Origin of the sequence: Parabacteroides sp. MSK.9.14 (assembly GCF_019041495.1) — a bacterium.
Lineage (GTDB): Bacteria > Bacteroidota > Bacteroidia > Bacteroidales > Tannerellaceae > Parabacteroides > Parabacteroides merdae.
Genome location: NZ_JAHPXO010000012.1, coordinates 69,110 through 84,400, shown reverse-complemented (window position 1 = coordinate 84,400; position 15,291 = coordinate 69,110). Strand labels below are relative to the sequence as shown.

Below are 15,291 nucleotides of genomic sequence, written 5' to 3'. Positions count from 1 at the left end.
TTCCGTCAAGCGATCACCTCAACAATGTTACCATCCGGATCCAAAACAGCTCCTTCATAATAACCGTCACCAGTAATACGCGGCTCGCCTACGATCTTGTAACCGTCCGAACGGAACTGTTCGATCATGGCATCCACCTTCTCTTTCGATCCGGTAGAAAAGGCAAAATGGGCAAGTCCGATGAAGACATCTGCCGTTTCTTTGGTAATATCGGTCCGCTGCATAATTTCAAGCGAAGCCCCTCCCTCGAAAGTGACGAAATAAGAGGCAAAGCCTTTCTTCGGATTCACATACTTCTCGTTGCTTTTCCCGTTGAAATACTTGATATAAAAATCACGCGAACGTTCCAGTTCATTCGTCCAGATAGCGATATGAGTCAATTGCATATGTTATTCTTATTTACAAATCCGGCAACCGGCGCATCTCGCCAGTTCTCCACGAAAACGTTTTTCTACTAATTTGTGCAAACGGTCTTTCAAGGCATCCAGACGTACGTAATCGATCACGTCCGCGGTGAAAGCTACGCTTAACAACATGCGTGCCTCGTCACGAGGAATGCCGCGGCTCTGCATATAGAACAAAGCAGTTTCGTCCAACTGTCCGGTGGTCATACCATGCGAACATTTCACATCGTCGGCATAGATTTCCAACTGGGGCTTGCTGTACATGCGGGCTTCACGGGTCGCGCAAAGATTGCGATTCGTCTGATAGGCCGCTGTCTTCTGTGCATCTTCCTTCACTAATATACGGCCGCTGAACGCACCGACCGCATGATCGTCCAAAACATTCTTGAACAGTTCGTTGCTAGTACAATGAGGTACGGCATGCGTAATATGGCTGTAGGTATCAAGCTGCTGTTCTTTGTCCAGGATCGACATACCGCACAAAGTCGCTTCAGCCTGTTCGCCGTTCAGTTCGATATAATAGTTGTTACGGGTAAGGCCGTTATTCAGCGTGATACCATTCACCAAAACATTACTTCCCGCTTCCTGCTTCACATGCACGGAGGCAAAACGAGTAGTCGACATGCTGCTCTCTTCGAGGTCGTAATAATCGAAGAAGGCACCTTCACCCGCAAAGATCTCGACAACCTGCGTGGCTAAGAACTTGACATCGTCGATGCTATGATCGCACACCAACAGCTTGGCTTCCGAACGAGGCTCCATAATCACCAGGATACGGCGGTTCGCCATCGTGTCTACATCGCTGCGGAAGATATTCACCAACTGGATCGGACGCTCCACTACGACACCTTCCGGCACATAGACCACAAAACCATCCTGGGCCAGCATAGTGTTCAAGGCAACAATACCATCCTTACCGGTTGGTGCCGCCTTGCCATAATAGCGGGATGCCACTTCGGGATACTTTTCCATGAAAGTACGCATTCCCCCGGCATAAACACCTTCGGGAAGATGGGCTTTCGGTAACATCTTGTCATAGAAAGTATCATTCACCACAAAATAAAGCGAGGTACTCAGGTTGGGGACATCACAACGGAACACGTCGTACGGATTGACCGGGATATCAAGACGATTGATATTCACCCCGTAATCCGGAGCAAAAGCCTGCGCCACATCTGTATATTTATAATCTTCACTCTTCACCGTCGGAAAGCCCAACCGTTCCAAATCAGCCAAAGCCTCTGCACGCGGCAAATTCATCAACCCCGCCGCATGCCGGCAAATCAGATCCTCATAATGGGTGAAAAGATCGATATATTGTTGTTCTGCTTTCATTACTATCTAATTTTTTGGCATGGATTACACGGATTTCGCGTGTAATCCGTGCCTAATTATTCTTATTCTTCTCCCATCTCTTTCTTGATCCAGTCGTAGCCTTTTTCTTCGAGTTCGAGAGCCAGTTCGGGACCGGCGGTTTTGACAATACGTCCTTTGTAGAGGACATGGACCACGTCGGGCTTGATATAATCCAGCAGACGTTGGTAGTGCGTGATCACGATAGCCGCATTCTCTGGCGTACGAAGTTGGTTGACACCATTTGCCACGATGCGGAGGGCATCGATATCCAGACCGCTATCCGTCTCATCGAGAATCGCCAGCTTCGGTTCGAGCATTGCCATCTGGAAGATTTCGTTCCGCTTCTTCTCACCACCCGAAAAACCTTCGTTCACGCTGCGGCTCGCCAGCTTATTGTCCAATTCCACAATCGCACGCTTCTCGCGCATCAGCTTCAGGAAGTCGGTAGCCGAAACAGGTTCCAGCCCTTTATATTTACGATGTTCGTTCAAGGCGGCACGCATGAAGTTCACCATGCTGACTCCCGGAATCTCCACCGGATACTGGAAACTCAGGAAAATACCTTCACGGCTACGGTCTTCCGGTTCAAGATCCAACAGGTTCTTACCGTTGAAGATCACCTCCCCTTCCGTTACTTCGAATGCCGGATTACCGACCAACACACTGCTCAAGGTACTTTTTCCGGAACCGTTCGGCCCCATGATGGCGTGTACCTCACCCGCCTTGACAGAAAGGTTGATCCCTTTCAATATCTCTTTGCCATTGATATTGGCATGTAAGTTCTTTATCTCTAACATGACTTTATAATTTATGATTTATGCGATTTATGATTTATGATTTATGATTTATCATCGACGCATAAATCATAAATCATAAATCATAAAATCATCCTACGCTTCCTTCTAAAGAAATAGTCAGCAGCTTCTGTGCCTCCACGGCAAACTCCATAGGGAGCTTGTTCATTACCTCGCGGGCATACCCGTTGACGATCAGACCGACAGCTTCCTCGACCGAGATACCGCGCTGCTGGCAATAGAACAACTGTTCTTCGCTGATCTTGCTCGTCGTCGCTTCGTGTTCCACTACCGCCGTCTCGTTCTGGATATCGGCATAGGGGAAGGTATGGGCACCGCAAGTCGAACTAAGCAACAGGCTGTCGCACTGGCTATGATTACGGGCGCCTTCGGCACGGGGAGAAACTTTCACCAAGCCGCGATAGCTGTTCTGACTATGCCCGGCGGAGATACCTTTCGAGACGATCGTACTGCGAGTATTCCGTCCAAGGTGGATCATCTTCGTACCGGTGTCGGCCTGCTGGTAATTGTTGGTGACGGCCACCGAGTAAAACTCGCCTACCGAATTATCACCGGCCAGAATACAGCTTGGGTATTTCCAGGTAATAGCGGAACCAGTCTCCACCTGTGTCCAAGAGATCTTGCTCCCTTCGCCCTTGCACAGTCCGCGTTTAGTCACGAAGTTGTAGATACCTCCCTTTCCATCCTTGTCACCCGGATACCAGTTCTGGACGGTGGAATATTTCACTTCGGCCCGTTCATGCGCTACGATTTCGACGATAGCCGCATGAAGCTGGTTCTCATCGCGCATCGGGGCGGTACAACCTTCAAGGTAACTGACATAGGCTTCATCATCCGCCACAATCAATGTACGTTCGAACTGTCCGGTATTGGCCGCATTGATACGGAAATAGGTAGAAAGCTCCATCGGACAACGCACGCCTTTCGGGATATAGACAAACGAACCGTCCGAGAACACCGCCGAATTCAATGCGGCAAAGAAATTATCACGATAACTGACCACGCTTCCCAGATACTTCTGGACCAAATCGGGATGATGCTGGACGGCTTCGCTGAAAGAACAGAAGATAATGCCCTTCTCAGCAAGCGTCTCCTTGAATGTTGTCTTTACGGAGACGCTGTCCATCACTGCATCGACCGCCATCCCGCTAAGCTGCGCACGTTCGTGCAAAGGAATACCCAGTTTGTCGAAAGTCTTCATCAGTTCCGGATCGACCTCATCCAGGCTCTTCGGGCCTTCCTTCTTCTTCGGAGCGGCATAGTAGATGATATCCTGATAGTCGATCGGCGGGATATTCAGGTGAGGCCATGTCGGCATCTCCAGTGTCTGCCAATGGCGGAAGGCTTTCAAGCGGAACTCAAGCAGCCATTCCGGTTCATTCTTCTTGGCGGAAATAATACGAACAGTCTCTTCATCCAATCCGCGATGAATCACCTCCGTATCTATATCGGTAACGAATCCGTACTTATAATCACCGGTCGTCACCTCATTTAGTATGTCGTTTGAATCTTCCATTATACATTAAATATATTGTTCAAATTATGAAACCTATTCCTCCTTAAAAAACAAATTTTGGAAGTAAATGGTTGGGATTATTTCTTTGACTGAATTATAAAAACGGGATTCGACCTTTGCCTGGCGCGGGATCAGGACCGATCCCTTGTCTATCATCTCCATACTGTTCAGCAGAAGGCTGACAAACGCCATCATAAAACAAAGCCCCAAGACACCACCCACCAAATGGTTCAGGACGCTCAACGGCGTCGCTCCCACGACACGAGTCAGAATCTCACCCGCCAGCAATATGACACCCACGATCAACAGGAAACCCGCCACGTAGCTGAGCACCGTCACTCCTTGTTCGGGAAACCAGCCCAATGCCAATATATATCCACGCAGCCAAAGTGCCGCCTTCGTACAAAAAAAGATCCCGACCAAAAGGGCTATAAGCGAAACAACCTGTTTGATGACTCCATCAAACAGGCCTTTCACAAATCCTATTCCTGCCAGACATAGCAATGTAATGTCCAACCAGTTCATGTTTACAATGTCTTCTTGATTTCCGTTTCTTCGTATGCCTCGATGATATCACCAACCTGAATATCATTGTAGTTGACAATGTTCAAACCACAATCCAAACCGGCAACCACTTCCTTCACATCATCCTTGAAACGTTTCAAAGATTCCAACTCTCCGGAATGAACCACGATACCGTCACGGATCACGCGCACCTTGTTCGAACGCTTGATCTTACCTTCACGTACCATACACCCGGCAATCGTACCCACTTTCGTGATCTTGAAGACCTGAAGCACTTCCACGTTCGCAGTGATCTCTTCCTTGATTTCCGGTGAAAGCATACCTTCCATAGCGCTCTTCACTTCTTCGATCGCATCATAGATAATCGAGTACAGACGGATTTCAACTCCCTCTTTCTCTGCCAGGCGGCGTGCAGGCAATGCCGGGCGCACCTGGAATCCGATGATAATCGCATCAGAAGCGGCAGCCAGTACGACATCCGATTCGGAGATCTGACCGACAGCCTTGTGGATCACGTTCACTTGAATTTCCTCTGTAGACAGACGGATCAGGGAGTCCGACAACGCTTCTACGGAACCGTCCACGTCACCCTTCACAATCACGTTCAGTTCTTGGAAGTTTCCGACTGCGATACGGCGACCGATATCATCCAGCGTAAGCATCTTCTGCGTACGTAGGCCCAACTCACGCTGCAACTGTTCGCGACGGTTGGCAATTTCGCGGGCTTCCTGGTCTGTTTCCAGTACGTTGAACGTATCGCCAGCCTGCGGAGCACCGTTCAGACCGAGGATCAGAGCCGGTTCGGAAGGACCAGCCTTTTCGATACGCTGGTTACGTTCGTTGAACATCGCTTTTACGCGACCGAAATGGGTTCCGGCCAGTACGATGTCACCGACCTTCAGCGTTCCGTTTTCAACCAACACGGTAGAAACATATCCACGTCCTTTGTCAAGTGAAGATTCGATGATGGAACCAACAGCACGTCTCTTCGGATTAGCCTTCAAGTCGAGCAAATCGGCTTCCAACAATACTTTTTCCAACAAGTCCTCCACACCGATACCTTTCTTGGCTGAAATTTCCTGGCTCTGGTACTTACCTCCCCAGTCTTCAACCAAATAATTCATGTTAGCCAATTCCTCCTTGATCTTGTCAGGATTGGCATGAGGCTTGTCGATCTTATTGATAGCAAATACGATAGGTACACCAGCAGCCGAAGCATGGTTGATCGCTTCGACAGTCTGTGGCATGACATTATCGTCGGCAGCCACAATGATAATCGCGATATCCGTCACCTTGGCACCACGGGCACGCATGGCGGTAAAAGCCTCATGGCCCGGCGTATCCAGGAACGTGATACGACGCCCGCTCTGCAACTTCACGTTGTAAGCACCGATGTGCTGCGTGATACCTCCTGCCTCACCGGCAATTACGTTTGCATTACGGATATTATCCAACAAAGAGGTCTTACCGTGGTCAACGTGTCCCATCACAGTCACGATAGGAGGACGCGCCACCCAGTCTTCTTCGTTGTCGTCTTCTTCGTCGGCCTTGATGGCTTCCACCACTTCGGCACTTACATATTCGGTCTGGAAACCGAATTCTTCAGCTACGATATTAATTGTTTCCGCATCCAGACGCTGGTTAATGGAAACCATGATACCGATACTCATACAAGTACCGATAACCTGCGTCACAGGAACGTCCATCATGTTGGCAAGGTCATTGGCAGTCACAAACTCCGTCAGCTTCAACACCTTGCTTTCCATTTCTTCCTGTTCCATCAGTTCGTGTTCACGCTTCTGGATGGCATCGCGTTTGTCGCGACGGTACTTGGCACCTTTATTATTCTTATTTCCCTTGTTGGTCAGACGGGCCAAGGTTTCCTTTACCTGCTTCTGTACATCTTCCTCGCTGATTTCCGCCTTCACCGGCTTGCGTAGGCGCGGCTTGCGATCATCGTTCGGACGTGACGGGCGTGCATTAGTTCCCGGCGTATTGTTCACATCTACGCGGTCTTTCTTGATACGGTTACGTTTTTTCTTTGCATCCGTACCGCCTTCTCCCGGTTTGACAGGAGCACCTGGTCTTGCCGTTCCGTCTTTCGGTCCTTTATTGAAAAGCCCGTTACCCGACTGTTGCCCCGCTTTGTTACCGGCGAACTTCTCGCGCTTGTCTTCCCGCTCTTTCTTGCGTTCCTCCTTCGTCTTTTTCTTCGGACGGGTAGACTGATTCAACGCGTTCAGATCTATCTTCCCTGTCACCTTGATTTTCGACTCGAACTTCGGAGTATTCAACCGGAATAATCCCTCGTCAGAATCGTTGCCGGCAGATGCCGCCGGTTCTGCAGTCGCAGTCGTTGACTCTACATTTGCAGTTTTCGGCTCCTGTACAGGCTCCGGTTTCATCACTTCTGCTGGTTCCTTTTCCACTACTATAACTTTTTCTTCTTTTATCTCCTCAGGCTGCTGTTTCATTTCCGGGATTTTCACTTCAGGTATTTCCACCTCAGGTGCCTTTACTTCGGGGGTTTTCACCTCCTCAACCGGAGCATCAGCAGTTTTTGCAGCAGTGGCCGCCTCCACAGGCTTCTCCACTTTCTTTTCCACAGGAACGGAAACAGGCTGATGCTGCACCTCCTGCACTTTTTTATGCGGTCTGTCCAGATCGATCCGACCCTTCGTCACAATTTTGGGTCTGAATTCTTCCGGTATTACAGTCTTTATTTCCGAACTCTTTTCTTCTTTCACAGAAGAAGCTTCCCTGTGAGAGCGTTCGGGCACGACCCGTTCACGCTCACGTCCGCCGTTCGGTAAATCTTTTCCAAACTCTTTTACGAGCAAAGCATACTGTTCATCACCGATTCGCGTGTTGGGATTGTTATCCTCAACCTCGAACCCTTTCTTGCGTAGAAACTCAACAACCGTGTTGATTCCTACATTTAATTTTCTCTGTACTTGTATTAATTTTATGGGCATATCAAACTTTGTCGTAATACTTATTCTTGAGGTTCTCCCTCTTCTTCTTCAAATTCGGCAGATAAGATAGCAAGTACCTCGTCAACAGTCTGTTCTTCGAGGTCGGCACGTTCTACAATCTCTTCGCGGTTCATAGCCAATACGCTCTTCGCCGTGTAGCACCCGATATTCTTCAGTGCTTCGATTACCCAGCTGTCAATTTCGTCCGAGAATTCATCCAAATAGATATCCTCTTCATCTGCACCTTCCACATCGCGGAAGACATCGATGGCGTATTCGGTCAGCATACAAGCAAGCTTGATATTCAAACCACCTTTACCGATAGCCAATGAAACTTCTTCAGGACGAAGATAAACCTCTGCCTTATGTTCTTCTTCGTTCACTCGTATAGAGGAAATTTTTGCCGGGCTTAATGCACGCTGGATAAACAGCGATATATTGGATGTATAGTTAATAACATCGATGTTCTCGTTTCTCAGCTCGCGAACGATACCATGAATACGGGAACCTTTCATTCCGACGCAGGCGCCGACCGGGTCGATACGGTCATCGTACGACTCAACGGCCACTTTTGCTCTCTCTCCCGGAATACGGGCAATCGCCTTGATGGTGATCAGACCATCGTTGATTTCCGGAACTTCAAGTTCGAACAAACGCTGCAGGAACAATTTGTCTGTACGGGAAAGGATGATCTTCGGATTGTTGTTGTAGTTATCCACCCGCTGTACGATAGCACGCACGGTTTCACCTTTACGGTAAAAATCAGTCGGGATCTGTTCTGTTTTCGGGAGCAGCAACTCATTACCCTCGTCATCCAACAACAGGATCTCCTTCTTCCATACCTGGTAAACATCGGCTGCGATGATATTGCCGATTTTATCCTTATACTTAGCAAACAAACTGTCTTTCTGCAATTCAAGTATTTTTGAAGCCAACGTCTGGCGCAGGTTCAGGATGGCACGACGTCCGAAATCGGCAAAATGTACTTCATCAGTCACCTCTTCGCCCACTTCACAGTCGGCATCGATCTTACGGGCCTCGGTCAGTGTCAGCTGAAGATTCTCGTCCTCCAGTTCGTCATCGGCGACAACCGTACGGTTTCTCCAGATTTCGAAGTCACCTTTTTCCGGGTTGATAATTACATCGTAATTTTCATCCGTACCGAACATTTTAGCGATCACGTTGCGGAATGAGTCTTCCAACACGCTGATCATCGTATCTTTATCTATATTTTTCAACTCCTTGAACTCAGCAAGTGTGTCAATCATACTGATTGTTTCCTCTTTCTTGGCCATAATCTTTTTACTTGAATCTTATTAGGTATTTTGTATATTTTATTTCATCGAATGTATATGACTGGTCTTCCCGGACAGTCACTTTACGCTTGGCTCCTTCGGGCTTCACTTGTTTTTCAACAGTGACCACCACCCCGTTTTCGTCGGCCGATTTCAATACGCCGGTCAACTTCGTACCGCTTTTAAGCAGCATTTCCACTTCGTTACCCATATTTTTCACATACTGGCGAAGCACTTTAAACGGAGATGTTATCCCTGCGGAACCGACTTCCAGTTCAAAGTCTTCCACATCACGGTCCAGGTGACCTTCCACATAGCGGCTCAACTCAGCGCAATCGTCGATACAAACACCCTCATCATTGTCTATTTCTATGATAATCAGGTTACCTGGTTTTATTACTACATCCACTAAATAATTGCCGGAAGAAGCTAATTTCTCTTCTACCAACTGACTTATCACGTCCTTTTCAATCATATACATACAGTTAAGAACAAAAGAAGGGGACTGCCCGCCCCCTCCTCATCTTCGCTTAATCGTCTGCAAATATACAAATAATCAGTGAGTTTTCAAATAAATATATATTTTTTCTGCATGTTAAGAGATTTATCGCGTACATTTATACTTAATATATCAAAAGTAAGCATATATCAGAACATTTGGTCATTACCCGTTTTTTTCGTTCCTTTGCCCTCGAATATAAGGGGTGCTTGCCGGAATGACACCCAAAAACAGGAAGGCAGGCTGAGATTATACCCATTGAACCTGTACGGGTAATGCCGACGAAGGGAAAAAAGTGTATCTTCAGTAAAAACAGTCCACCTCTGCTATTCCTTTTAAAATTCAGGTTATCAAAAAGAAAAAGGATGAAAAGTGTTCTTATTATTGCCTCAACATTAATGGCATTGTCGGCGGAAGGCAAAACGACCGTACCTGCCGATTCTCTGAAAATCTCAAAAGACATCTCGCTGGACGAAGTGGTCGTCACCGCGACCAAAGTAGCCAAAGGGACACCGGTTGCCTACAGCGAACTGACAAAGGACGAGCTGAATCGCCGGAACGACGGACAAGGCATCCCCTTCCTGATCCTCCAATCGCCGTCCGTAATCATGACGTCAGATGCAGGGACAGGTATCGGCTATTCCGGTTTCCGCATCCGGGGGACGGATGCCAACCGTATCAACATCACAGTCAACGGAGTACCGGTAAACGACTCCGAGTCACACACGGTCTTCTGGGTGAACATGCCAGACTTTGCCTCTTCGGTCGATAATATCCAGATACAACGCGGAGCCGGGACCTCGACCAACGGGGCAGCCGCCTTCGGAGCAACCGTCGCCATGCAGACGCAGAAATCGGAGTTGAAACCTTATGCCGAATATTCGGTCTCGGCCGGATCGTTCGGGACAGTCAAGAACACTGTCAAGCTCGGAACCGGGCTTCTACAGGACCATTTCGTTTTCGATGCCCGCTATTCCAATATCCAGAGCGACGGATACATCGATCGGGCCAAGGCCAACATGCACTCTTACTTTGCTTCGGCGGCTTACTACGGGGACAACACGCTGATTCGCTTCCAGACTTTCGGCAGCATCGAGAAGACCTACCAGGCATGGACCGGCGTCCCTTCCTATCTGCTGGATTCAGACCGCACCTACAACCCTTGCGGGGAATATAAAGAAGACGGGGTCACCAAATATTACAAGAACCAGACAGACAATTACCGGCAGCAGAACTACCACCTGACAGCCAGCCAGCGCCTGAGCGATCTGTGGAACATGAACCTGACACTCCATTACACACATGGGGCAGGCTATTATGAAGATTATAAAGGAGGAGCCAAAGTCAAGGACTACAAACTGCCCCCATATATCGACAGCCAGGGAGACACCATCGCCAAGACGGACCTCGTCCGCCGCAAGTGGCTGGAAAACGACTTCTACGGAGCGATCTACAGCGCCAACTATCGGGGAGAGCGTTTGCAATTCTCAGCCGGAGCCGCCATCAACCGTTACGACGGCGACCACTTCGGGCGTGTCATGTGGGCGAAACAATCGAACAACCTTCCCGAACCGGACTACGAATATTACCGTAACACGGGTGACAAGCTGGATTACAATATGTACGCCAAAGCCAATTACCAGTTCCATCCCAACTTGAACGGTTATCTGGACATGCAGTACCGGGGCATCCACTACACGATCGAAGGCAGCGACGACAAAGCCGGCGACCACGTGAATGTCGACAAGCACTGGAACTTCTTCAACCCCAAGGCGGGCATTAACTTCCAGAAGGACGGCCACAACGCGTTCGTCTCGTTCTCGGTAGCCAACCGCGAACCGAACCGTGACAACTTCACCGAGGCCGGCCGGGACGAACGCCCGCAGCACGAGACGCTCTACGACTATGAAGCGGGTTACGGTTTCGGAAACTCCCGTTTCCATGTCGGCGCCAATCTTTACTTCATGGATTACAGCAACCAGCTGATCCTGACCGGCAAGATCAGCGAAATCGGCGAAGCCCTCACTTCCAATATCAAAGACAGCTACCGGATGGGAATAGAACTCACGGGAGGCGTGGAAATCGCCCGCTGGCTGGACTGGAGCGGAAACCTGACACTCAGCCGGAACAAGATCAAGAACTTCACCGAAAGCATCGAGGTTTACGATGCCGACTGGAACTTCCTGCGTGAGGACCACAACGACTTAGGGACGACCGACATCGCCTTTTCGCCAGACATCATCGCCAACAGCATGTTCAATTTCAACTGGAAACAATTCAGCGCAAGTTTCAACTCCCAGTTTGTCGGCCGCCAGTATATCGACAACACCTCTTGCAAAGACCGTTCCATCGATCCCTATTTCGTCAGCAACCTGCGTGTCGGCTACGTTTTCAAACCGAAGTTTATGAAGGAGATCGCCCTCGATGTCACGATCAACAATTTGTTCAACGAGCAATACGAAACCAATGCATGGGTATACTCGGCAATGGTCGACGGCGAACGTTACAAAGAAGACGGCTATTTCACCCAGGCGGGAACAAACGCAATGGCACGGGTAACATTCAAATTCTAAATGATGGAACAATTACTGGAATATTTCGGAGTACTGACCGGTCTGCTTTATCTCTTTCTGGAGATAAGGCAGCATCGTGCCATGTGGGTTATCGGCTTCCTGACTTCCCTTGTCTATGTTTTTGTCTTTTTCTTTTCAAAGATATATGCGGATATGGGACTGAACATCTATTATGTAGCCATCAGCATATACGGTTTCTGGCAATGGACACGCAGCAAGGGCAGGCAAGAACAAACAGCAGAAGACATAGAGACAGCTCCTCAGGAGGTAATCCTCTACCGCAATATGACACTCCGTCTTTTTGCCGGGATCAGCTTTTCCATCGTTGCCCTGTTTGCGTTACTCTATTATGTCCTGCATTATTTCACCGATTCGCCGATACCGGCAGGCGATGCTTTTACCACCGCCGTCGGAATCGTCGCCACCTGGATGCTGGCACGCCGGATCGTCGAGCACTGGATCTTCTGGATCGTCGTCAACTGCGTGTCCGTCTATCTTTATTACCTGCGTGGGCTCTATCCCACAATGTTTCTCTATATTTGCTACGCCATACTGGCGGCAGCCGGATTATACACTTGGAAAAAGAAAGGAATAAGAACAAATGATAGCACCTTATAATTGCGTAGTCGTAGCAAACGGCCGTTTTCCGCAAACAGCTTTACCGCTTCATCTTCTGCATCAAGCCTCCGTCGTCATCGCTTGTGACGGAGCCGTCGAGGCGTTGGATAAAGCAGGCATCACTCCGACAGCGATTGTCGGAGACCTCGACAGTATCCCATCCCGTTTTCGTGAACAGTATGCCGACCGCATCCATATCGTAGAGGACCAGGAAATAAACGACCTGACGAAATCCGTCCGCTTCGCCCATCGGTCCGGGCAGCAGGAAATTCTGATATTAGGAGCTACCGGGCTGCGCGAAGACCATACGTTAGGCAATATCTCGTTGCTGATGGACTACGCCCCGCTGTTCCAACGGATAGAGATGCTTTCAGACTATGGGATCTTCACTCCTATCCTTCAAACGACAACACTGGAAAGTAAACCCGGAACCCAAGTGTCCCTTTTCTCGCTCGCCCCTTCCGGCACGATTTCCACCACCGGGCTGCGCTGGCCCATCCGCAACCGCCGGCTGACAGCCTGGTGGCAAGGCACGTTAAACGAGGCAACCGGTAACAACTTCACCGTCACCCTCTCAGCGGATGCCCGGATCATAGTTTACCGCACCCTCCAAATAATGTAGTTCAATTTTGGCAGATGTAAATCATCATTTGTATGTTTCAAATATTCTTATAATAAAAAGTCCCGAAGGGGATCTTTCGATCAGCCTTCGGGACAAAATACACCCTCAATTTTACAACTTAGTATTTATTCAAGCCTCACGGCTGTTTAATAAAAATGCTATTCAACAACCTGTCACGCAGGCAGCTTATTCAATTGAGAAGCTTTCCATTCGGGAAAACCATCAATATCGTCATACATGTGGAACTGCAACTTGTCATCCGCCACCCTCTTCAACTCCATTTTAGGAGCCAGTGGCAAACACATGTCATCCACTGCAAACAGTGCTTTCAACAAAACCACATCGTACCCCTCGCGGATTACTTCTTTCTGTAGTATCACCGGCACATTCAACTTGGCCAGATAATAAGCAGAACGTTCATACGCGCACCATGAATCGCCTTCGAGATATAAGTAGACACCATGCAGGTTGTCTATCTCGTTCATCAGAACCTTTTCGACATCCACTATACGTTCCATAATCTTAATAATTTAAATTCTCAATCTCCTATATGCAAACTCTATATTACAAAGATATGGGTTAATGCCGCAAAGGTTGCACTGTAAAAGTCTCAATCTTACTACTCAAAGCTATCAAAGAGCTGATTATCGGCCTCTTTCTTACGCAACTCGTCCAAATTGGCCGCTGCTTCCTTCACACCGGCAGCTTTTGCCTGTTCCAGCAGTTTTCCTGCCTCATCCAAATTCCCATCCAGCAGGTTCAGGACACCACGCGCATGGATGGCTTCGGGGCTATTGCCGGCCTTAGCCAGATAAGTACGGGCCGCATCCAGATCGTTCTTCGACAATGCGATATTGGCGGCGTTCAGATTGGCGACAGGATCGTCGCTGTACATGCGGACCGCAATCTCGAACACTTCATTATATTCCTTGCTTCCGATCTCGTAGCTGTTGGCCACCGCGAACATTTCGCTCAAACTCAACTGCTGCGGACGCGTCTTGATAATCTCGCGTCCTTCTTCGACCGTAAAGAAACGCACCTGATAAGCGACACGGTAATCGGAACGGCGCAACGAAGGATAGATATTCTTCAATACATAACGGTAAGGAGCCCCTCCGTCCAAAGCAGCCAGCCTGGCGTCTTTCTTGTCCGGCTCGTCATTGCTGTTGATGATAGCCAGCACAGCCTCACGCGAAGGAACGCTCCGGTCAGCTTCGACTTTCGCTTTCAAACCTTCCCAATCTTCTGAACCGTTATCTAACGTAAACAGTTCCGGTTTGAAGTCGTGTTTCTTCCGTATATATTCGGCAAGCGCTTTCACACGATTGCCGGCCAGGACCGTATTGGACTTGTAGCTGCCTTCGGGCGACGCAAAACCTTTCAGGATAATGCCTTCAAGCGTGATGTTCTTATCGTTTACGACCGTACTGACCGTATTGTCGATCTTCGCCAGTTCCAGCGCATTGTTACGGAAATCCGGCAGGATCGCATATTTTCCCACCTGGAAGTCCAAATAAGCAGTCCCCACCTCGGCACGATGTTTTACCGTTTCCGCTTCCGGAGAGATATAAGCCAGGGTAGGCTGCACCTCATACCGCTTGTCGGGACGGGTCAGGACCTTGTCGGCCATCACGAGCGGAGCACCCTGTTCCTCTTTTCCACAACCGCACATGTTCGGGATCAGCACGAAGCGAGCGTCTTTCATCCACGGCTCAAACGGGATTACCGTCTTATAGTTGATGACGCTTTCGCTCTTTCCGGCCTGCACGACCAAAAAGCGGGGTTCATCCTGCAAGTTGTTCAAAGCGATCTCGCGGTCATACACTTTCTGACTGATCCGTCCGTTCAGCAGGATGGAAGGCAGCCCTTCCTTCTGCGAAGCCGATTCCAAGACCGGTGTCAGGGAGAGGTTCTCGCGAGATTTGATCCGGCTACCGTCGACCGTGATCACGGCGTCGATCACCAATTCGTTCCCTTTTTGTTTCAGTTCGTTACAAACCACTTTTACCGGGGCCTGAGCCAGGATAGCCGGCGAAACGACAGCCAGCAAAGCTGCTGCCATATATATTTTCATTGTTTTCTTCATCGCTCCG

Annotated in this window: 13 protein-coding genes and 1 riboswitch; of the genes, 3 read left to right on the top strand and 10 right to left on the bottom strand. The window is 49.0% G+C overall.

What is annotated here, in order from left to right; all coding sequences use genetic code 11:
- Nucleotides 1-5: 5 nt before the first annotated feature.
- The 8 genes from KTG12_RS08465 to rimP all read right to left on the bottom strand — a co-directional run bounded on the left by KTG12_RS08465 (nucleotide 6) and on the right by rimP (nucleotide 9,361).
- Complete coding sequence (locus KTG12_RS08465) at nucleotides 6-386, bottom strand: VOC family protein (protein WP_005637574.1); 381 nt, start codon at nucleotides 384-386, stop codon at nucleotides 6-8.
- A 9-nt stretch (nucleotides 387-395) separates the two neighbouring features.
- Nucleotides 396-1,739 (bottom strand): Fe-S cluster assembly protein SufD, encoded by a 1,344-nt coding sequence (gene sufD / locus KTG12_RS08460; protein WP_046452220.1) that lies wholly within the window; start codon nucleotides 1,737-1,739, stop codon nucleotides 396-398.
- A gap of 62 nt (nucleotides 1,740-1,801) precedes the next feature.
- Nucleotides 1,802-2,557: a Fe-S cluster assembly ATPase SufC gene (sufC, locus tag KTG12_RS08455; protein WP_046452219.1), complete on the bottom strand. Its 756-nt coding sequence runs from the start codon at nucleotides 2,555-2,557 to the stop codon at nucleotides 1,802-1,804.
- Nucleotides 2,558-2,645: 88 nt separating this feature from the next.
- Complete coding sequence (sufB, locus tag KTG12_RS08450; protein ID WP_122116076.1) at nucleotides 2,646-4,091, bottom strand: Fe-S cluster assembly protein SufB; 1,446 nt, start codon at nucleotides 4,089-4,091, stop codon at nucleotides 2,646-2,648.
- Between the two features lie 33 nt (nucleotides 4,092-4,124).
- Nucleotides 4,125-4,616: a CvpA family protein gene (locus KTG12_RS08445; protein WP_005637581.1), complete on the bottom strand. Its 492-nt coding sequence runs from the start codon at nucleotides 4,614-4,616 to the stop codon at nucleotides 4,125-4,127.
- A 2-nt stretch (nucleotides 4,617-4,618) separates the two neighbouring features.
- Nucleotides 4,619-7,591 (bottom strand): translation initiation factor IF-2, encoded by a 2,973-nt coding sequence (infB, locus tag KTG12_RS08440; protein WP_005650621.1) that lies wholly within the window; start codon nucleotides 7,589-7,591, stop codon nucleotides 4,619-4,621.
- A 20-nt stretch (nucleotides 7,592-7,611) separates the two neighbouring features.
- Entirely contained in the window at nucleotides 7,612-8,886 is a 1,275-nt protein-coding gene (gene nusA, locus KTG12_RS08435; RefSeq protein WP_005637585.1) for a transcription termination factor NusA, read from the bottom strand.
- 7 nt (nucleotides 8,887-8,893) lie between these two features.
- A complete protein-coding gene (gene rimP / locus KTG12_RS08430; protein WP_173022981.1) occupies nucleotides 8,894-9,361 on the bottom strand; it encodes a ribosome assembly cofactor RimP in 468 nt (155 codons plus the stop codon).
- 215 nt (nucleotides 9,362-9,576) lie between these two features.
- Nucleotides 9,577-9,692: riboswitch (TPP riboswitch) on the top strand.
- A gap of 58 nt (nucleotides 9,693-9,750) precedes the next feature.
- On the opposite strand from rimP, the gene KTG12_RS08425 reads away from it, so the two are divergent.
- From KTG12_RS08425 to KTG12_RS08415, 3 genes are read left to right on the top strand one after another with little or no spacing between them, the layout of a single operon-like run.
- Nucleotides 9,751-11,958: a TonB-dependent receptor gene (locus KTG12_RS08425; protein WP_155143581.1), complete on the top strand. Its 2,208-nt coding sequence runs from the start codon at nucleotides 9,751-9,753 to the stop codon at nucleotides 11,956-11,958.
- A gap of 3 nt (nucleotides 11,959-11,961) precedes the next feature.
- On the top strand, nucleotides 11,962-12,576 hold the full coding sequence (pnuC, locus tag KTG12_RS08420; protein WP_155143593.1) for a nicotinamide riboside transporter PnuC: 615 nt from the start codon (nucleotides 11,962-11,964) through the stop codon (nucleotides 12,574-12,576).
- Nucleotides 12,560-13,198: a thiamine diphosphokinase gene (locus KTG12_RS08415; RefSeq protein ID WP_122116078.1), complete on the top strand. Its 639-nt coding sequence runs from the start codon at nucleotides 12,560-12,562 to the stop codon at nucleotides 13,196-13,198. The genes pnuC and KTG12_RS08415 overlap by 17 nt, the downstream gene beginning before the upstream one ends.
- A 173-nt stretch (nucleotides 13,199-13,371) precedes the next feature.
- Here the strand turns inward: KTG12_RS08415 and KTG12_RS08410 are convergent, their stop codons facing one another.
- Nucleotides 13,372-13,716, bottom strand: a complete 345-nt coding sequence (locus tag KTG12_RS08410) for a hypothetical protein (protein ID WP_005637594.1) — start codon at nucleotides 13,714-13,716, stop codon at nucleotides 13,372-13,374.
- A 101-nt stretch (nucleotides 13,717-13,817) separates the two neighbouring features.
- Nucleotides 13,818-15,284, bottom strand: a complete 1,467-nt coding sequence (locus tag KTG12_RS08405) for a DUF3868 domain-containing protein (protein WP_122299701.1) — start codon at nucleotides 15,282-15,284, stop codon at nucleotides 13,818-13,820.
- Nucleotides 15,285-15,291 lie beyond the last annotated feature (7 nt).